This window comes from Bradyrhizobium sp. B120, from assembly GCF_049075665.1.
Taxonomy (GTDB): domain Bacteria; phylum Pseudomonadota; class Alphaproteobacteria; order Rhizobiales; family Xanthobacteraceae; genus Bradyrhizobium.
In genome coordinates this window covers 5,298,776-5,315,670 of record NZ_CP185242.1, presented here as the reverse complement: position 1 = coordinate 5,315,670, position 16,895 = coordinate 5,298,776, and the positions used below count along the sequence as shown (strand labels likewise).

Below are 16,895 nucleotides of genomic sequence, written 5' to 3'. Positions count from 1 at the left end.
GTTTGTCTGCCGCGGAAGGCCCGAGCACTGAGGAAATCCTGACGACGCGCATCCTCGTAAGGGAGGCCGCAGAAGAAGAGGCGGCCGGCTGTGACGGTCTGTCGCGGCTTCACCATGATCCGGCGGGGCGCGTTGGTCCGCGGCTCTCTGGTCTCGCTTCATCGAACATCCTCACGTTGAGTTCGTGAGAATGGTGATCCTTCTGGTTCCCACGGCAGGAACTGGCGCGACCTGCGATGACAAAAATCCACGACAGGCAGGCTCCCGCCGCTTGACTGCATGTTCTTGTTTTGTTCTAATTGCCTTCCACCGTGAATAGGAGGCCGCCATGGACAACCGCATCAACGAAATTCGCAGGCAGATCAGGGCGCTGCGCGTCAGCATGCTCGAGGCCGAGGCCATCATGCGACAGCAGATCAACCGGGATGAGGACTGCGCCTTCGTGGCCGGGGACCTCCTGAAGATGCGTCTGGTGATGAGCCGTCTGGTCGAAGAGCGGGGCATGCTGGGCGACCGCGAGCCGATCATCGTGCATGCGGGCGTTGCTCCGCGCCGCCGTGCCGCGACACCGATCTTCCTTCGCGCGGCGAAGCGAGAGCTCGTCGCCGGCGAAGCGCGTGGGTGATGACGCACCCAGGATGCAACGGCTGCGCGCCGAGTTGCGCGCACTCGACGCATCCGTGAACCGGCTGAGGCAGGCCGGACGCGATAGTGCATCGGCGCAGCTTCTGCTGTCGCGCAAGCGCGCCGAGCTGGAGGACGTGATCTGCCGGAGGAAAGATGAGAGAGCCGCTTCGGTATTTCCACGACAGCGATGATCATGCGCCCTGGATCAAGGCGCTGGCCGAGGTCCGGCACATGGCGACGCGGGAAGGCTGGTGCTTTCACCACGTGCAGGCGATCATCGTGGCGATCGACCAGTATGCGGAGGCCGCGCTTGGCAACCGCGAGTTCTTCCTCAACCGCCCGCAGACCGTTGGCCCGCTGCGGCGAGGCGAGGTGCCGTAGAACGCAGCATCGCGTACGGCATTTCGCGAACTGGTGCTGCGGTCAGCACCGCCGTGTGGTTGACATGCTCAAGGCAGCACATCGGCGGGATGCTTGTCGCGATGCTCGACATATTCGACGCGTGTCTGGTCCGGATGCAGCACCAGCATGTTGCGGCCGGTCGGGACCGGCTTGGCGGCCTCGAGTATCGTGGCGCCGACGCCGGGGAGATGCGCGGCGAATGCGTCGATGTCGTCGACCAGAAACGTCAGATGCGTCGCCGTGAACGGCTTCAGGCTCCGTTCCGTCCCTGCAATGAACAGGATCGAGGCGACCTGCGCCAGCCTGAGATCATGTTCGGGATAGTCGAAGCGAAGCCGCGCCGGCTGGCCGATCAGGGCTTCGTGGAAGGCCACGGCTTCGTCCAGGCCCTCGAGCGGCAGGTAACGTCTCGCCAGGATATTGAGTATCTTCATCGCCAGGTCCTGATGTTCTCATGTTGCTGCGACCGCCATCCGGCTCAGCCAGACGACGCGACAAGGCGCGCCGCCGCTTGCGCAGTGCCGCGATCGCTCGATCGATCTGGTCGAGCTTCTCCTGCATCACTGCGGAGCAGCTCACGCGCGCGCCGCGCCGGCCGTCTTCAAGCGCGGTCAGGAGGTTGCGAAGCTCGCGGGTCGAGAAGCCCGCGGCGATGAGGTCTCTCACCCACGCAGCCCGCTCGATCTCCGACGCGGCGTAGCTTCGATAGCCGTTCGAATTCCGGCGCGGCACGATCAGGCCGGCCGCCTCATAGTGCCGAAGCGTCCGTGCACTCACGCCAAGATGGTGTGCAGCCTCCTGAATCCGCATCGCGATCTCCTGTCGAGGGTCGGCCTAGCACCTTCTCATTAGTGGCAATGTCAAGCGCCGTGTTGCGGGGCTTGCCGGGGCGCCGCCGCTGAACGCCGTCAATCCGCCGACACGGACGCAGGGGCCAAATGTCCCGGCCTGCCTGACCTGGCCGGGATGGCGAATCCGCCGCCGGCGACATATCGTGACGGTCCGCGGCCGAATTTGAGGCGGATCGTTCATCGCCGGGTCATCTACATCAGGCCATCGTCAGCGCCGCGCCCGCGAGGGGCGGCGGCACATTTTTCGGAGGGGGTTCGGATGATCAGAGGCTGGCAGATTGCGACGTCGGCGCTCGCCATCGTCGTGATGGTTGCAACGCTGGGCGCAGAAGCGAACGCGGCGCAGTGCGGCAACGGGCCCGGCGGGTTCGAAGCCTGGAAGGAGCAGTTTGCCGGCGAGGCGAGGGCCAAGGGCGTCGGCGCCACCGCGATCGACGCGTTGATGCAGGCACACTACGCCAGTGCGACGATCGCCGCGGATCGCGGTCAGCGCAGTTTTGGCCTGTCGCTCGAGCAGTTCATGGCCAAGCGTGGGTCTGCGACCATCGTGGCGCGCGGCCGTTCGCTGAAGCAGTCGCAGGCGGCGCTGTTCGCCTCGATCCAGCAGCGCTACGGCGTGCCGCCGGGACCGCTGATCGCGATCTGGGGCATGGAGAGCGGCTTCGGCAGCCAGCGCGGCAACCGGAACATGCTGTCGTCGATCGCGACGCTTGCCTATGACTGCCGCCGTCCCGAGTTCTTCACCGAGCAGCTCTATGCCGCGCTGAAGCTGATCGACCGCGGCAGTCTATCCGGCAGCACGCGCGGATCGATGCATGGTGAAATCGGCCAGACCCAGTTCATGCCGAAGAACGTCCTCGCCTATGGCACCGGCAATCTCGACGTCGCCGCCAACGCGCTGAGCTCGACGGCGAACTTCCTGCGCGCCAATGGCTGGCGCGCAGGCGCCGGCTATCAGCCCGGGGAACCCAATTTCGCCGCGATCGAGGCGTGGAACGCGGCAGGGGTCTATCAGAAGGCGATCGCGATCATGGGACGGCAGATCGACGGCGGCCAATGAGCGCAGGGCCAAGTTCCTTCACTCTAGGTTCCTTCACCCCCTGTTAACGCAACGGTGCCCAGATCGTTTGCGGTGAAACGGAGCGAGTGGAGACCGGCTCCATGCTCAAGAACGGCACCTATGCGGCGTGGTTTCGAACGTCGCTCGCCGACGGCACCGGCATCGTGCATGTGGCCGACGGCAGGCTGTGGGGCAGCGATGCCATCATGCTCTACAGCGGCACCTATGAGGTCGACGGCGAGCGCTTCTCAGCCGTTCTCACCACCAGGCGGCATTCCGATGGTCATGCGACCGTGTTCGGCACCGACGATCTCGTGGTGCGGCTCGAGGGTATCTTCAGCGGCGCGATCGCGACCTGCACGGGCAGGGCCGATGCCGTGCCCGATCTCGCCTTCGAGGTGACGCTGATGCCGAGCCACGAGGTGACGCCCGAGCCGCCGGCGGATCTGCCGCTGCCGAAATTCGATCCAAGCAAGCTGCCGAAATTGCCGAAACGCTCGAGCCGTTGAGCAGCTCTCCAGGCGCGATCTCTACGCGTCGCTTGGGCCCGCGGTTTCCGGAAACGGTGCGCCCGGGGTGTAGCGCTTCAGCGCGCGGATCTCGTAGACGGCCGACGGGTTGACGCTGCGCAGGTCGCGCGCCGCGGCGATCGCTTCTGCCTCATCGGCGCAATCGATCACGTAGAAGCCGAGCAGCTGCTCCTTGGTTTCCGAGAACGGGCCGTCGATCACCATGCCATGGCCGGGCCCGCGCAGGGTGCTGGCGTTGCGGGTCTCGCCGAGCCGGGCGGCCGGGCCAAGCCGTCCCTTCAACCGTTGATGGACCTCGCGCAGGCCCGCCATGACGGCTGCGTCCTCATCGGCGCTCCACGACTTGACCTCGGCTTCGACGTGATAGGCCAGGATGGCATAAAGCATCTGGTGAGCTCCTCATTTCTGATGCGACAGGCCAAGGACGGCCCAGAGCCGGCCACGCCGACATTTCATGTGTATCGGACCGGCCGGTTTTCGTGCTGCGACAAGGTATCCCGCCGGCGTCGACTAGCGCGGCCCGAACAGCCAAAAAGGCGCGGCGGAATCGCTTCCGCCGCGCCCCCGGATTTGTTGTCTCGCTGGTCCAGGGCTGAGAGCGCCCCGATTGCCAGGCTGATTACTCAGCGCCTAGCGGGCGATCCCAGCGAGGTGACAGCGCTTGAGACAAGACACTAGATCACCTCCTTTCTTTGTTGATGGGACCAGCAATATAGGTGGCGAATCTGCCGCTGTTAAGCCCGCCGTCCGCCCCATCCGGGCCAGGAACCGGCCGGATTGCGCGGACATAGTCTCGTTGACCGGCGCACAGGGACGCCTGCCGAGGCAGTTGAGACGGCCGCCCGGCCGTGTTAGGTGATCGCTCGATGCGGGTGTAGCTCAATGGTAGAGCAGCAGCCTTCCAAGCTGAATACGAGGGTTCGATTCCCTTCACCCGCTCCAATAACTATTTCAATAGCTTAGCTACGAATTTTGGAAACCGATTTAGCGTCATTCTGACAATCGTTTTTTGCGGCGGCTGAAGACCGGTACAACTGCATCCAAAAAAGAGCCTTCTGGCGCCTTCATGTTAGTCTAGGACGAGGCGCGCTGCGTGATTTCCGCTTCGACCACGGTGAGCAGGGCTTCTTGTGTTGGGCTTAGTTTGTAAGCGCTTCGGATGGTGCTGACCCGCTCTTTTGCTCCGGTTTCGGAACCTTCCATCTGGCCGAGGATTTGCGCGACAAGGATTTGAACGTCAATCCACTCAGGATTACGGGAGGCAAGCGGCTCTGCAATATCCAGCGCGTATCGGTGCTCCTTCTTCAAGATGAAGGCCATGGCGAGATGACGCGTGGCCTGGTCGTGGCCGGCATCTTTGATCGTTCCGTCGCAACAACTGCGCACAACGGCGTCGTACAACCGATGCTTCTCGCCGTCTTCGAAATTGAGCGCAAGATGGATGCCGATGCCAACATAGTCGTTGGTGTCGATGAGCTGCTTGAGAAGCGTGGCCTTTGCCATGGCGGGGTCGTCATGGAGGTACGGCATGCAAAGCGCCTCGATCTCGGACTTCATGGCCGTGTAGTTCGCCTCGAAGGGCTTTGCAAATGAACCGAGGTTTGGCCCGCTGAGATGGCTTGCGAAACTGAGAAGGCAGATCAACTGTTCGTCGGGCGTCATGGTGCGCGTGATGGCGGCTACGAGATCGTCGTGCTCGGCGCGGGATTGCCCCCTGTGATTGATGCGATAAAAGCCTTCGTCTTTGACGAAAGTCTTGTAGCGGGCAAGCGAAGCTTCCAGCCTGATACCCCAGATAGGAGAACGGCTATAGGCCTCGAGAAACGCGGAGACGCTTTCGTGCGGCGCGCTGCCGATTTCACCCAGCACGTGGCAGATCAGGTAGCGCCGGAACGGCGTGGCGTTTTGGCCGTAGCGGACGAGAAGTTCCGCAAGCGGGTAGGGCGCGCCACTCCGGTTGTTGAGCAGGAGATCGAGCACGCCCTTGAAATCGACGTCGGAAAGGTTGTCGTTTAAGGCTTGAAGGACAAACGCGTGGGCCTTTCGAAACGGGTGCGAGCCATAGCGGGCGCTGAAGCCGAGGCGTTCGGTCTCATCGATGGTCTCAACCGCGTCGGAGCCCAGGAACGCGTTCCAGAAAAAGGAGCGAGCGGTGCCTTTCTGGTTTTCATCGCCATCAATCCAGAGCGTCAGGTTCTTGCGATACTCCTCCTCATCGTTGACTTTTGGCGGCTCGGGCGGCGCCGGCGGTAGTGCCGCGTTGGTGCCGGCGAACGGTTGGACCGACGAATGGCTCATGCTCACGCCGTAAAGCCGGCTGCCATCGGCGGCGTACATACGAAGGAAGTGGACAGTAAAGCAGAGCTTATGGAAGGCTGCGGCACAACGGCGGTAGAAGGCGAGCGCCTTGGCAAGATCGAAGCGATCGAGGTCGGACAGAAGCGTTGCGAGCGGATGCGCGTCATCGCTTTCAAGATGCGCGCCGATTTTGTTGCGCACCGCCCGGGTGGCGTCGAGCTCGGTTTCGAAATGTGAAGCGGCAACAAAGCTGTCGATCGGTGCCGAAGATTGGCCTTCGGCCTGCACGAGCTTGTCGAGCCCGTCCATGGCTTGCGGCGCGTCGGGTGCCACCGGACGTGTCACGAGGCAGTCGCAGAAGCTGACGATGTCGGTGATGATGCGGGCCTTGAAGATGCGTGTGATCGCGGGGAATGCCGCGAATTTCTCGATAAGGTCGAGTTGCAGTATGATCCAGCGCCGTATCAAGGCCAATTGCCCAGCGCGGGAATGGACCGGCGTCATGTTGAGGACGGCTGCTGTGTTGCCGCGCGTCATCGCGAGCGCATCGGTTCCCATCTCGACCCAGGTGCGGGCGTCCAGCGTGCGTTGGATATGGAGGAGCGTGTCGACCACGCGCGGATCGGAGATCTCAGGCGGGTCGGCATAGGCGACATAGCCCGGCACGCCGAGTGCTGCGAGGCTCTCGTAAAGTTGCCGCGCGCCATCGACGAAATAGCTGACCTTGACGATCTCGATCTCATTCCAGAGTTCGATCCGTTTGCCGAAGTCGAAATCCTGCACATGCGCCCCGAGGCGATGACGCGCCAGCGTGAAATACTCTTCGAAAGCGGCGGCGTATGCGCGTGTAGCTTGGCGGAAGGCGTTCATGTCGAAGCCGGCGTCCTGAAGTGGACGACGCAGCCCGCGAGCATGCTCGATGAAGTTCTCGGCGCGGATCAGCACGTGACGGGCGATCGTGCGGGTGAGGAACGGGTCCGTGACCTGCGACGCCATGTGAAAGGCAAACTGCATGTCTTCGGCGATGAACTTCAGTTTTGCAAGACGATCAGGAATCATGCGTTGTGCCGTTTCTGCGGCAGGCTAATGCGGGCTTAAGTAGCGATGAAAGTCTTAAGCTGCGGGCGGCGTCAGTTTTGCGACGGCGGTACTGAGGCGCTTGGTAGCGGCGATCAGGTCGGCAAGAAGCTTTTCATCGATATCGTAGCGGCCTTGATAGGCGGCAAGGTTGCGCTCGTTATGGGCTTTTAGAAAGATCTGGAGATCGGCGTTGCTCACGCCGATGGTGTGGACCAGCGCCTGGAAAACAGTGACTCGGTTTTCCGAGCGGTAGCCTTCGCGCCGGAGCGTCGCCAGTGCCAGCTTGTGCGCGGCCTCAATGGCAAGGTCGAACTGGCTGTCCGTTTCAAGGTCTTCGTTTTGGGCATCGGTGAGACCGCGTTGCGCAGATTTCAGCATGCCGTCATACTCTTTGCGCGAGGGTGCCTCGAGCTTGAGCTGTTTGATTTTGACGAGGTTGTCGAGCTCGGCCTTAGCCATGGCGAAGCCCGTTCTCGGAGCCGATAAAGAAGAGCTTGGGCGATTGGCTGATCTTATTGATCACGGAGCCGTGGTCAGCGGTGTGGCGTTCCCAGTCTTGCGACGACAGAAAGAGCGGATGGACAGGGCGCTGCAACGCCCGCTCGGCCTCTTGCGCTGCGGTGTACAGATCGACGTAGTTGAGGTCGTCCCCAATGACGAGAATATCGACATCGCTGTCGGCGGTATCAGAGCCCTTGGCAACCGAGCCAAAAATGAAAGCGGAATGGATCCCGCGCACATGGCGTTCGAAAGATTTCTTGAGAGGCTCAGTGACGTTGACCGTTTTCTCAAGCAGGCCGCGCAATTCTTCAAAGATGGGTGCGTCTTGGTTGGCGCGGTAATGTTTCTGATTGCCGATCCGCTCCAAGGTGACGAGGCCGCTATGGTGCAAACGACCGAGTTCGCGGTCAACCGCGCCAACGCCAGAATTGACCTCGCGCAAAATCTCGGAGGTGTAGAAGCTACGCTCCGGTTGGCCGAAGAGCAGGGCTAGGACGCGCTGCTGCACTTTCGAGAACAGCGCGTCCGATAAGCCAAAGGTCTTTGGCGGGTTTTCCATGTTGGGGAACATACTACCCAAATTGGGAAGGTTCAATAATAAAGGTAAAACGTAGTATAATCAAAGTATTATAAATCATTCCTCTTCGCGCATCGATATTAAATTTGAGACGGGACGCGCTTGGCGGGTGAGGGGCGTCGCGGGGTAGCGCTAGGATGCGCAAACCAAATCGCTTGAAAGGTGGGAAGACGTCATGAACGGCTCGGCGCTTTATTACCCGAATATCGATGTACGCGACCCGGCCTGGCTCCGATCGGCGCTCCTTTATTGGGACGACCTTTATACGATCGTGCCGCGGGCGATTAAGACGCCTTACGAGACAGACGACACGAAAATCTGTTTCGAAGAAGGGCAGCTTCGTCCGCTTTATTGCGATGACCATCCGGAAGTCATTAAGAGCCTCGGAGAGCGCACGCTTGAACTCATTGCGCAGCTCCGTTCGCCGCTTCCCTTCACGCTTGCGGTGGGTGAAGCTGAGCCGAACCTCGTCGAACTATGGGAAGCTTTTCGCAGTCCGACCCGCGTGCAGCTCCACCGCGACAAAGCGGGGTATTCGGAGCTTCATCCCGACAAGGTCTCCTTCGCGCTTCGGCAAATGTTCGAGCGGGCGGAAAAGGATTCATCGGAATGGATGCTCGTCAACGCTGATTTTAGCGACATGTACATGGCCGCGCTCGCGCTTTTGCTGGCGGAAGCGCGGGACGATCTTGTGCCGGTGACGAACAGTGCTGTCGACCACGGCTCTGCGGTTTATTCGCTGCTGGCGGACTCAGCCTCGGTTTCGGTACCGCAAGCGGGAAGGCTGGTCAGCCTCACGATGAAGAACCTTCGCATCGATCCCGAGACCCCGATTGCGAAGATCATCACGTTCAAACAAAAGCGCCGGCATCAGCTGATCGAGCTGAGCGCGAAGCTCAATGAGTTGAATAGTAAAATTAAAGAAGCGGACCCCAAGGAGATGGAGCGTCAAGCAAAGCGGATTTACACGGATGAAGTTGAGAAGGGTATGGCCGACCTTAAGTCTGAGCTCCAAGCCGCGTCTATCCAAAGCACGTGGGATGCGTTTCAGCGTTGCATGAGTTTGACAGTTCCCGGCCAAACGGTTGCGGTCGCAGCCGCTTCGCATCTTTTGCCTCCGTCCGCCGCCGCGATCTCCCATGCGATTGCGCTCGGCAGCGGCGCGCTCTTGACCTTGACCGATGTCGCCGTGAAGACCTATTTCGCGCGGCGCAAGGCGCGGAGGGATTCCAAATACACCTATTTGCTGGATGCCCAACGGGCGTTCAGCGCACCCACGAAAGCGTCCGCAGGCATGCTGATGCAGGCGCACCAGCAATATCAACGTCAATAAGATCTCTTAAGGCGACGGTGCTTTGAGAGCCGACGAGCGACGGTGCTAGGGCTTAAGCGTCGGTCCGCGGTTCCGTTCTGACAAAGATAACTTCTGCAATGATCTCAATGGGCAAAAATACCAAAAAATGTCAGAACGATCATTGAAAGCACTACAAGATTTCCTGACTTCCAAGCTGAATACGAGGGTTCGATTCCCTTCACCCGCTCCAGCCTCTCCACTGCCATCGAGTACGAGCGGATCGCCTCGCCAGCGACATACGCGGCGCAGACGCCGCAGCCGTACTACCGCCCCTACGCGCGGTTCGTGCCGCAGCAGCAGAGAAGCAGAGGGCTCTCCGCTACCAACTTGCACTGCTTCCAAATCGGCTTTACTATTCACGAAGGTGCCGAAGGGGCGCCTTCCCGCGCAAGAGGCTCTCACCCTTCAATAGTTCGTTTCCCGTTGCGATAGATGCTTCGAATGGCATCGGGGTTACGACAATGACTCGACCCTTTGTTCGGCCACAGCGGGAAGGCCGAAGTCTCTACGGAGGGTTGTTGTGCCTTTATCTCCATCAAAAGAAATTGCGTTTGCGTCGTCTCAAGTCGCCGCGAGCGAACTCCTGCGCGAAGTCAAGATCCGCGCGCGGCTCCGCCTGAATGATCTGGCCAATCAAGTACCAGATGCGATGTTCTATGCGCGCTGGATCTCGAGGAAGCGACGTTGGGCTTTGCCAGTGTCCTGGAAGCTTGCGCACGCCCTGAATATCGTTTCCGCGGAACTTGGATTTCACGATTGGGCGCACGCTCGCCGTGTGCTTGAGGGGCGAGCCCAACTATCCGACGACCTCGGCGGCCTCTGGTACGATCTTCGTTGTCAATTCCTGCTCAACAGCTGGTTTTCAACCTATGCTGACGCCCGCTCTTTCTGCCGCCAAGGTGGCGCGCGGTTTCTATTTCCGTTCGCAAGGCAGATCGTCGTTGGCGACGAAAATTTCGTACGAATGCTAGGGCTGGATCCCATGTCGTCGCTCTGGAAGGAGACGGGGAACGATCTCGTCGCAAGTTATGGCACCCGCGCCTGGCGCGCTCTTTGCTCGGCTCGCCTGGCGGCGACCCGTGGTCGTTTGCCGATTGGTCGTACGCCGACAGCGCGCAATCTTTGACCTGAGCGAGACGACTGCCGCCGACACGGCTTGAGACGCATGCGCGCTCAGCCCGATATCAATCATATCCGAAAGAAGCAAAGAAACATGCCTGCGCATTTCGCTACGTCAGACGACGCAACTCGTATTGCCTATGAAAAGACCGGCTCAGGTCCTGCTGTGGTGCTTTTGCACGGTGGGGCTCAGTCTCGCCAAACGTGGCAAGATGCTGGCTACGTGGATAGGTTAAGTTCGGACTTCACCGTCGTGGCTATGGACCTTCGAGGTCACGGTGAAAGCGACAAGCCGACGAGAGTTGAGGCATACGGCATCGACCGCCACTGCCAAGACATCCTGTCTGTTGCCGATCATGCGGGTATCGAACGATTCGCGCTTTGGGGGTACTCTTTCGGAGCAAATGCTGGCCGCTATCTTGCGGCCAAATCGGAGCGCGTAACACGGTTCGTCATGGTCGGTGTGCCGTTTGGTCCCGGCGCTTCCGGTGACTTCCGCCGCACGGTGACGGGCGTTCGGGATCGCTGGATACCGATTCTGCGCGCGCGAGACGAGGGGACACTCGATTTGGAGTCGCTTACTCACCCCGAGCGCGCCTATCTTCAGAGCGCCCGTGCGCAGCACGAAGTTCCGTGGCTTACCGCCATACTCGACTGGGACGAAATCGTTCCGGCGCAACTGCTCTGTCCAACGCTTTGGATCGTCGGCGGGAAAAATCCGGTTGCACTGGAAAGTGCCCGGAGCATCGAGCCCGCCTTGGCGAACTCCAAGGTATTGCTATGCACGATCGACGGACTGACACATGAAATGGAAATGAGCGACATCGACAGCGTCTTGCCGCGCATCCAAGGTTTCATCGGAAATGCCAGCGGTTGAGGGGCGGGGGCGCGCTGCGACGGGGCGCGGCACCCGTATTGAACTCGGCCGAAGATAGCGGCGACTAACAGTCGGTAGACTGGAGGACCACGCCATGCCCGACTGGATTCTCGCGCCGATCTGTGTGGCCGCACTGGGCGGCTTTATCTGGTTCGCGTTTCGACAGGGATTCAGGGTCAAGCCCGACGAGAACGACCGCGACCATCCGACTTTGCCCCTTGGGCCGGACGGTTCGTGGCGCTAAGGGCTCGGCGTCGAGCGACAGGTGCTGCCGGCGCTGCATCTTGCGGCCCATGGTCGTGGTGAGATCGTCATGCGGCCGAGGGTGCCAAGGATGGGTGTCAACGGCGTCCCTTGCGGTCGGCGATCCTACACCCTTTGGAGTATGCCGATCGTCACGTGAACCTTCTGCCCAGATGTGTAGACCTATTGGCTGCCGGGATTTTGCATTTCCTTCCTGGGGCTAGAGCCGACGCCGTCCGCATGCATTTCAAGCGGGCGGTGTCGTGCTGATGTGAACCACCGCCCCGTCGCAGCATCCCGCTCCCGCGCGCGGAGGCGGCCTATGAAGCGCATACCAACGAGCGAAGCGATCATCACCGTCGCCTTGTTGGTGATATTCGCGCTCGTGATCTGGTTTGGCGCCATGCCCTGAGACTCGGGCGCCCGGCGCAACGAGGCCGAGAAATCCCGACGGGCCGGATGCGCAGGGTGCTTGGGACCGCGATGCTGGTGGATGGCTCCGTCAGGGGAGCGAAACGACTCGCAGGTTGTTGGTGCTTCCCGCCTGTCCAAAGGGAATGCCGGCGACGACGACCAGCAGGTCCCGGCTTGATGCAAACTGCTCTGCATGCGCAACAACCGTCGCGCGCTCGACCATCTCCTCATAGCTCCCGACATCGTCGGACAGAACGCTGTGCGCGCCCCAGAGCAGGCACAAGCGGCGCGACACTTCGCGGCTGGGGGTGATGGCGAGGATCGGCAGGCTCGGCCGCTTGCGCGCGACGCGTGCGGCCGTGGTGCCGCTCGACGTGTAGGCCACGATGGCCGCGGCGTGAATGACGGAGGCGAGGTCGGCGGCCGCTGTTGCAACGGCATGCGGCGGCGTTTGCTCCTCGCCGGGCTGGGTCGCCTCGACGATCGAGCGGTACATCTTGTGCTGCTCGGTGCTGCGGATGATGCGATCCATCATCTCGACGGCCTCGCGCGGATAGTGGCCCGTCGCGGATTCCGCTGACAGCATCACCGCGTCAGCGCCGTCATAGATCGCGGTCGCAACGTCGGAGACTTCCGCGCGCGTCGGGGTTGGCGCTGCGACCATCGAGTCCAGCATTTGCGTGGCGACGATCACGGGCTTCACCGCGAGACGGCAAGCCCGCACCAGCTCCTTCTGGCGCCCGGGCACGTCCTCATGTGGAATTTCGACGCCGAGATCACCCCGCGCAACCATGATGGCGTCGCACAGCTGGATGATGTCGTCGATCCGCTCGAGCGCTGCCGGCTTCTCGATCTTGGCCATCAGACCGGCGCGGTCGCCGACGAGGCTTCTCGCCTCGATGATATCGGAGGGCTTCTGCACGAACGACAAGGCGACCCAGTCGACGCCGAGGTTCAGTCCGAACTCCAGATCGAGGCGGTCCTTGGCGGTGAGCGGCGAAAGGTCGAGCACCGTCCCCGGCAGATTGACGCCCTTGTGATTCGAGATCGTTCCGCCGACGATCACCCTGGCTTCGATGAAATCGTCACCGAGCCCGGCGACGCGAACCCGGACCCTGCCGTCGTCGATCAGAAGGTCGTGGCCGGGGGCCACGGCGGCAAAGATTTCCCGATGCGGCAGCGGAATCGACGTTCGCTCGCCCTCCGATCCGGACAGCACGAACCGGATGGTCTCGCCGGTCGCCACGGCAATCTTGCCATCGCGCAAGGTGCCGACGCGGATTTTCGGACCCTGGAGGTCCATCAGAATGCCGATCGGCCGGTTGACTTCCTGTTCCAGCTTTCGGATCGCGGCATGGATGCTTGCGTGGTCGCTCTGGGTTCCGTGGCTGAAGTTGAGACGGAACGTATCGACGCCGGCCAGCAGCAGCGCCTTGAGCATCTCGGGGGAACTGCTGGCGGGGCCAACGGTTGCGACGATCTTGGCCCGTCGATGACGACGCATGGGTTACCTCATTGCTGGCTTGCCGGCCGCAATCAGCACGGCGCGGATATCGTTGACATTGGTAAGCGTTGGCCCGGTGTGCACGAGGTCCCCAAGACGGTCGAAGAAGGTGTAGCTGTCATGGGCTGCCAGGTAGGCCCGTGCGTCGAGGCTACTCGCGGCAGCGCGCCGCAGGGTATCCGGACTGATCAAAGCGCCAGCCGCATCTTCCGTTCCATCAATACCATCGCTGTCTCCCGCAATCGCCCAGATATCGGACGTACCGGACAGGGCGATGACAAGCCCCAGCAGGAATTCGGTGTTGCGGCCGCCGCGGCCAGCCGGCCCACGTCCGATCGTCACCGTCGTCTCGCCGCCGGAGAGTAGCACAGCAGGGCCAGGGCCGGGCTGCGCATGGCTTGCGACCGAGCGGGCGATGCCCGCCATCACGGTTCCGAGCTCGCGCGCCTCGCCTTCGATCGCATCGCCAAGGATGATCGGGGTCAGGCCCTCATCTCGCGCGACCTTTGCCGCAGCGTCAAGCGCGTGGATCGGCGCGGCAAGGATGCGCACATCGGCGTCGATCTCGCCGGGTTTTGGGGTCTCGTCGGCTTGCGCGAGGACAAGCCGCGCCGCGTCCGGCAGGTCGATTGCAAACCGGCTCACGATCTCCTGCGCATCGGCTTTTGTGCTGCCGTCCGGCAGCGAGGGACCGGAGCCGATCGCGGCGGGATCGTCGCCGGGAATATCCGAAATCACGAGGGTCGTGACGTGGGCGGGGCGGGCAGCGAGCGCCAGCCGTCCACCCTTGATCGCCGACAGATGTTTGCGGACAACGTTCATCTCGGCAATCGTCGCGCCGCTCGCAAGGAGCGCCCGGTTGACCGCCTGCTTGTCGGCGAGGGTCATCGGGGAGGCAGGAAGAGTCATCAGGGCTGAGCCTCCGCCGGACATCAGGGCGATGACGAGATCATCAGCTGAAAGTCCCTGAACGGCGCTGAGCATGCGAAGGGCGGCGGTCTTGCTCGTGTCATCAGGCACGGGATGAGACGCCTCGAGCACTTCGATGCGGCCTGCGGGAACTGAATGGCCGTGGCGCGTCACCACGACGCCTGAAAGGTCGACATCAGGCCAGGCCGCGTCGAGGCCTGCCGCCATCGCGGCCGAAGCCTTGCCGGCGCCGACGACGATGCATCTGCCCTTCGGCTTTGCCGGCAGGGCGCGCGCGATGGTTAGCCTTGGATCGCAGCTGGCGATTGCAGCATCGAAGATCTTCCGCAGCGCGGTCCGCGCCCGCAGGTCCGTCCAATCAGTGTTCAATCGCCGCGCTCCGGCCAGGTGCAGGCGCGATCGCGGCCTTTGCCGTCGTCTCACTGCCGAGAATGAACGCGCGCCGCATCGGCTTGATCACCAGCAAGGCGGTGAGGGCGGCGGTCGCATTGAGCGCAACCGCGACGATGAACACGGCCTGCCAGCCGAGCTGCGAGGAGATGATGCTTGCGAGCGGCACGAGGAGTGCCGCCGTGCCCTTCGCCGTGTAGAGCATGCCGTTATTGGTGGTTGCGTATTTGGCGCCGAACGTGTCGCCCGACGTCGCCGGAAACAGGCTGTAGATTTCGCCGAAGACGCCGAAATAGACCGCGGTGGCCAGCACGAAGACAACCGGAATGTGGCCGTAGGTGGACAGCGTCAGCAACATCAGCGCCGCAGTCGCGAACGCTATGAACATCGTGTGTTCGCGGCCGATCGTGTCGGAGACCCAGCCGAAGAACGGGCGGCCGAACCCATCGAACACGCGATCGAGCGAGATGGCAAAGGTCAGCGCCGCCATCTGGAAGCCCGCCAGGGTAACCGGCGTGTCCGCGATCTTGAAGTCATGGGCGATCGGGCCGATTTGCGCGGCGGTCATCAACCCGCCGGAAGCCACCATGACGAACACCAGGTACATGACCCAGAAGATCGGTGTGCGCAGGACCTGGGGCGGCGTGTAGTCGATTGCGCTCTGCGGCAGGTTGAGCTGCTTTTTCCTCGGGGCCTCGACGCCATGCGGCGGGCGGACGAACCAGGCCAGCAGGAGAACGATGAGGCCTTGCCCGATACCGAACGTCAGGAAGGTGCTCTGGTAGCCGCTCGTGGCAATCATGTTGGCGATCGGCACGACGGTGAGGGCTGCGCCGGCGCCGAAGCCTGCGGCGGTCGCGCCTGCGGCGAGGCCGCGCCGGTCCGGAAACCATTTCAGCGCGTTGCCGACACAAGTGCCGTAGACGGCGCCAGCGCCGATGCCCGCGACAATAGCCGCCGCATAGAGCATGACGAGAGAAGAGGCGTAGGAGTTCAGCACCCAGGCCAATCCGATCATCAGCCCGCCGAACATGATGACGATGCGCGGGCCGTATTTGTCCACGAACCAAGCTTCGACCGGCACCAGCCATGTCTCCGTCATCACGAAAATCGTGAAGGCGAGCTGGATGGCCGGACGACCCCAGTGAAACTTCGCGTCGATCGGATCGACGAACAGCGTCCACCCGTATTGCAGGTTGGCGATCATCGCCATGCAGACGATGCCGATCGCGAGCTGGAGCCAGCGGAAGCCGCCGGGCGTCGATGCCGGTTTCGTGCTGGAGATCATGTGCGCTCCCAGAAGATGTTGGTCGGTTGGTCCGGCTGCGTCGGGCTGTGGTCCTGCCGCCGCCTACTGACGAAATTCGTTGGTCAACTCCCCGATTCCGTCGATCGCGACGGTGACGGTATTGACGGGCTCCTTCATCACCCCGACGCCGATCGATGTCCCGCAGCAGATCAGGTCGCCCGGCAACAGCGTCATGTCGTGTGAGATCTTGCTGACCAGCGCCTGCGCGCTGAAGATCATGTCGGCGATCGGGTAGTTTTGGCGCTCGACGCCGTTGAGGATGGTGCGCACCACGAGGCGTGCGGGGTCGAGGCCCGAGGCAATGACGGGACCGAAGGGGCCATATCCGTCAAAACCCTTGGCCCGCGCCCATTGCGGGAAGGTCGGATCGCGATTGAGGATGTCGGCGGCGGTGACGTCGTTGGTGCAGGTATAGCCGAAGATGAAGCCGTCGGCCTGTTCGGGTGCGATGGCCGTGCAGCTCTTTCCGATGACAATGCCGAGCTCGCCTTCGTAGGTCGTCTTGCCGTCGTAGCCTGAGGGGCGCGTGATGACGGCGCCAGGCGCGGTCACGCTGGTTTGCGCTTTCAACAAATACAGCGGTTCGGCCGGCTCAGGTGATTTCAGCTTCGCCGCCAGCGCGTGGAAATTATTCCAGAGCGCGATGATCTTGCTCGGCTCGGTCGGCGCGAGCAGCTCGACATCGTCAAGCGCCAGCGTCTGTCCGGTTGGTCGTGTCTCGCCGAACATCTCGCCTGCGTGCACGGAGATGCCGGACGGGGTGAGTTGCCCGAAGCCGATTTCGGCATGGTGGCGGAAGCGGACCCAGCGCGTCACATTGGTCATCGCG

At 62.1% G+C, this 16,895-nt stretch carries 18 protein-coding genes and 1 tRNA gene; 9 read left to right on the top strand and 10 right to left on the bottom strand.

Going from position 1 to position 16,895, the window contains the following annotated elements:
• Positions 1-328: 328 nt before the first annotated feature.
• On the top strand, positions 329-625 hold the full coding sequence (locus ACOIX3_RS24550) for a hypothetical protein (RefSeq protein WP_420964636.1): 297 nt from the start codon (positions 329-331) through the stop codon (positions 623-625).
• Between the two features lie 155 nt (positions 626-780).
• A complete protein-coding gene (locus ACOIX3_RS24545) occupies positions 781-1,008 on the top strand; it encodes a hypothetical protein (RefSeq protein ID WP_021081740.1) in 228 nt (75 codons plus the stop codon).
• Between the two features lie 68 nt (positions 1,009-1,076).
• Here ACOIX3_RS24545 and ACOIX3_RS24540 read toward each other — a convergent pair whose 3' ends face one another.
• Complete coding sequence (locus tag ACOIX3_RS24540; RefSeq protein WP_420964635.1) at positions 1,077-1,403, bottom strand: VOC family protein; 327 nt, start codon at positions 1,401-1,403, stop codon at positions 1,077-1,079.
• The gene (locus ACOIX3_RS24535) at positions 1,339-1,839 is read right to left on the bottom strand and encodes a MerR family transcriptional regulator (protein WP_420964634.1); all 501 of its coding nucleotides are present in this window, start codon (positions 1,837-1,839) and stop codon (positions 1,339-1,341) included. The genes ACOIX3_RS24540 and ACOIX3_RS24535 overlap by 65 nt, the downstream gene beginning before the upstream one ends.
• A gap of 300 nt (positions 1,840-2,139) precedes the next feature.
• On the opposite strand from ACOIX3_RS24535, the gene ACOIX3_RS24530 reads away from it, so the two are divergent.
• Positions 2,140-2,940: a lytic murein transglycosylase gene (locus tag ACOIX3_RS24530; RefSeq protein WP_420964633.1), complete on the top strand. Its 801-nt coding sequence runs from the start codon at positions 2,140-2,142 to the stop codon at positions 2,938-2,940.
• A 101-nt stretch (positions 2,941-3,041) separates the two neighbouring features.
• A complete protein-coding gene (locus ACOIX3_RS24525; RefSeq protein WP_420964632.1) occupies positions 3,042-3,449 on the top strand; it encodes a hypothetical protein in 408 nt (135 codons plus the stop codon).
• Between the two features lie 21 nt (positions 3,450-3,470).
• On the opposite strand, the gene ACOIX3_RS24520 is transcribed toward ACOIX3_RS24525, so the two are convergent.
• Positions 3,471-3,857: a YciI family protein gene (locus ACOIX3_RS24520; RefSeq protein WP_298372976.1), complete on the bottom strand. Its 387-nt coding sequence runs from the start codon at positions 3,855-3,857 to the stop codon at positions 3,471-3,473.
• 481 nt (positions 3,858-4,338) lie between these two features.
• Here ACOIX3_RS24520 and ACOIX3_RS24515 point away from each other — a divergent pair.
• A tRNA-Gly gene (locus ACOIX3_RS24515) sits at positions 4,339-4,412 on the top strand.
• 132 nt (positions 4,413-4,544) lie between these two features.
• On the opposite strand, the gene ACOIX3_RS24510 is transcribed toward ACOIX3_RS24515, so the two are convergent.
• From ACOIX3_RS24510 to ACOIX3_RS24500, 3 genes are read right to left on the bottom strand one after another with little or no spacing between them, the layout of a single operon-like run.
• On the bottom strand, positions 4,545-6,827 hold the full coding sequence (locus ACOIX3_RS24510; RefSeq protein WP_420964631.1) for a hypothetical protein: 2,283 nt from the start codon (positions 6,825-6,827) through the stop codon (positions 4,545-4,547).
• 54 nt (positions 6,828-6,881) lie between these two features.
• A complete protein-coding gene (locus tag ACOIX3_RS24505) occupies positions 6,882-7,307 on the bottom strand; it encodes a hypothetical protein (RefSeq protein WP_420964630.1) in 426 nt (141 codons plus the stop codon).
• Positions 7,300-7,908 (bottom strand): nucleotidyltransferase domain-containing protein, encoded by a 609-nt coding sequence (locus ACOIX3_RS24500; RefSeq protein WP_420964629.1) that lies wholly within the window; start codon positions 7,906-7,908, stop codon positions 7,300-7,302. Before ACOIX3_RS24500 ends, ACOIX3_RS24505 begins: the two co-directional genes overlap by 8 nt.
• A gap of 193 nt (positions 7,909-8,101) precedes the next feature.
• Here ACOIX3_RS24500 and ACOIX3_RS24495 point away from each other — a divergent pair, with 193 nt between their 5' ends.
• From ACOIX3_RS24495 to ACOIX3_RS24480, 4 genes are all read left to right on the top strand, one after another.
• Positions 8,102-9,259 (top strand): DUF6236 family protein, encoded by a 1,158-nt coding sequence (locus ACOIX3_RS24495; protein ID WP_420964628.1) that lies wholly within the window; start codon positions 8,102-8,104, stop codon positions 9,257-9,259.
• Positions 9,260-9,800: 541 nt separating this feature from the next.
• Entirely contained in the window at positions 9,801-10,406 is a 606-nt protein-coding gene (locus ACOIX3_RS24490; RefSeq protein WP_420964627.1) for a hypothetical protein, read from the top strand.
• A 39-nt stretch (positions 10,407-10,445) separates the two neighbouring features.
• Positions 10,446-11,276: an alpha/beta fold hydrolase gene (locus ACOIX3_RS24485; RefSeq protein ID WP_420964626.1), complete on the top strand. Its 831-nt coding sequence runs from the start codon at positions 10,446-10,448 to the stop codon at positions 11,274-11,276.
• Positions 11,277-11,370: 94 nt separating this feature from the next.
• The gene (locus ACOIX3_RS24480) at positions 11,371-11,520 is read left to right on the top strand and encodes a hypothetical protein (protein WP_420964625.1); all 150 of its coding nucleotides are present in this window, start codon (positions 11,371-11,373) and stop codon (positions 11,518-11,520) included.
• Positions 11,521-12,021: 501 nt separating this feature from the next.
• Here the strand turns inward: ACOIX3_RS24480 and pyk are convergent.
• The 4 genes from pyk to ACOIX3_RS24460 form a co-directional block, all read right to left on the bottom strand.
• Positions 12,022-13,437: a pyruvate kinase gene (gene pyk / locus ACOIX3_RS24475; RefSeq protein ID WP_420964624.1), complete on the bottom strand. Its 1,416-nt coding sequence runs from the start codon at positions 13,435-13,437 to the stop codon at positions 12,022-12,024.
• A gap of 3 nt (positions 13,438-13,440) precedes the next feature.
• Positions 13,441-14,736 (bottom strand): glycerate kinase type-2 family protein, encoded by a 1,296-nt coding sequence (locus tag ACOIX3_RS24470; protein WP_420964623.1) that lies wholly within the window; start codon positions 14,734-14,736, stop codon positions 13,441-13,443.
• Positions 14,726-16,045: an oxalate/formate MFS antiporter gene (gene oxlT / locus ACOIX3_RS24465; protein WP_420964622.1), complete on the bottom strand. Its 1,320-nt coding sequence runs from the start codon at positions 16,043-16,045 to the stop codon at positions 14,726-14,728. The genes ACOIX3_RS24470 and oxlT overlap by 11 nt, the downstream gene beginning before the upstream one ends.
• Positions 16,046-16,108: 63 nt before the next feature.
• Complete coding sequence (locus ACOIX3_RS24460; RefSeq protein ID WP_420964621.1) at positions 16,109-16,891, bottom strand: fumarylacetoacetate hydrolase family protein; 783 nt, start codon at positions 16,889-16,891, stop codon at positions 16,109-16,111.
• Positions 16,892-16,895: the final 4 nt, after the last annotated feature.

What these genes read in the sequence shown, in the direction of transcription:
- oxlT (WP_420964622.1), bottom strand. Translation starts at nt 16,045, where the DNA reads ATGATCTCCAGCACGAAACCGGCATCGACGCCCGGCGGCTTCCGCTGG.
- ACOIX3_RS24520 (WP_298372976.1), bottom strand. Translation starts at nt 3,857, where the DNA reads ATGCTTTATGCCATCCTGGCCTATCACGTCGAAGCCGAGGTCAAGTCG.
- ACOIX3_RS24530 (WP_420964633.1), top strand. Translation starts at nt 2,140, where the DNA reads ATGATCAGAGGCTGGCAGATTGCGACGTCGGCGCTCGCCATCGTCGTG.
- ACOIX3_RS24505 (WP_420964630.1), bottom strand. Translation starts at nt 7,307, where the DNA reads ATGGCTAAGGCCGAGCTCGACAACCTCGTCAAAATCAAACAGCTCAAG.
- ACOIX3_RS24535 (WP_420964634.1), bottom strand. Translation starts at nt 1,839, where the DNA reads ATGCGGATTCAGGAGGCTGCACACCATCTTGGCGTGAGTGCACGGACG.
- ACOIX3_RS24510 (WP_420964631.1), bottom strand. Translation starts at nt 6,827, where the DNA reads ATGATTCCTGATCGTCTTGCAAAACTGAAGTTCATCGCCGAAGACATG.
- pyk (WP_420964624.1), bottom strand. Translation starts at nt 13,437, where the DNA reads ATGCGTCGTCATCGACGGGCCAAGATCGTCGCAACCGTTGGCCCCGCC.
- ACOIX3_RS24525 (WP_420964632.1), top strand. Translation starts at nt 3,042, where the DNA reads ATGCTCAAGAACGGCACCTATGCGGCGTGGTTTCGAACGTCGCTCGCC.
- ACOIX3_RS24550 (WP_420964636.1), top strand. Translation starts at nt 329, where the DNA reads ATGGACAACCGCATCAACGAAATTCGCAGGCAGATCAGGGCGCTGCGC.
- ACOIX3_RS24500 (WP_420964629.1), bottom strand. Translation starts at nt 7,908, where the DNA reads ATGGAAAACCCGCCAAAGACCTTTGGCTTATCGGACGCGCTGTTCTCG.
- ACOIX3_RS24485 (WP_420964626.1), top strand. Translation starts at nt 10,446, where the DNA reads ATGCGCGCTCAGCCCGATATCAATCATATCCGAAAGAAGCAAAGAAAC.
- ACOIX3_RS24480 (WP_420964625.1), top strand. Translation starts at nt 11,371, where the DNA reads ATGCCCGACTGGATTCTCGCGCCGATCTGTGTGGCCGCACTGGGCGGC.
- ACOIX3_RS24495 (WP_420964628.1), top strand. Translation starts at nt 8,102, where the DNA reads ATGAACGGCTCGGCGCTTTATTACCCGAATATCGATGTACGCGACCCG.
- ACOIX3_RS24460 (WP_420964621.1), bottom strand. Translation starts at nt 16,891, where the DNA reads ATGACCAATGTGACGCGCTGGGTCCGCTTCCGCCACCATGCCGAAATC.
- ACOIX3_RS24545 (WP_021081740.1), top strand. Translation starts at nt 781, where the DNA reads ATGAGAGAGCCGCTTCGGTATTTCCACGACAGCGATGATCATGCGCCC.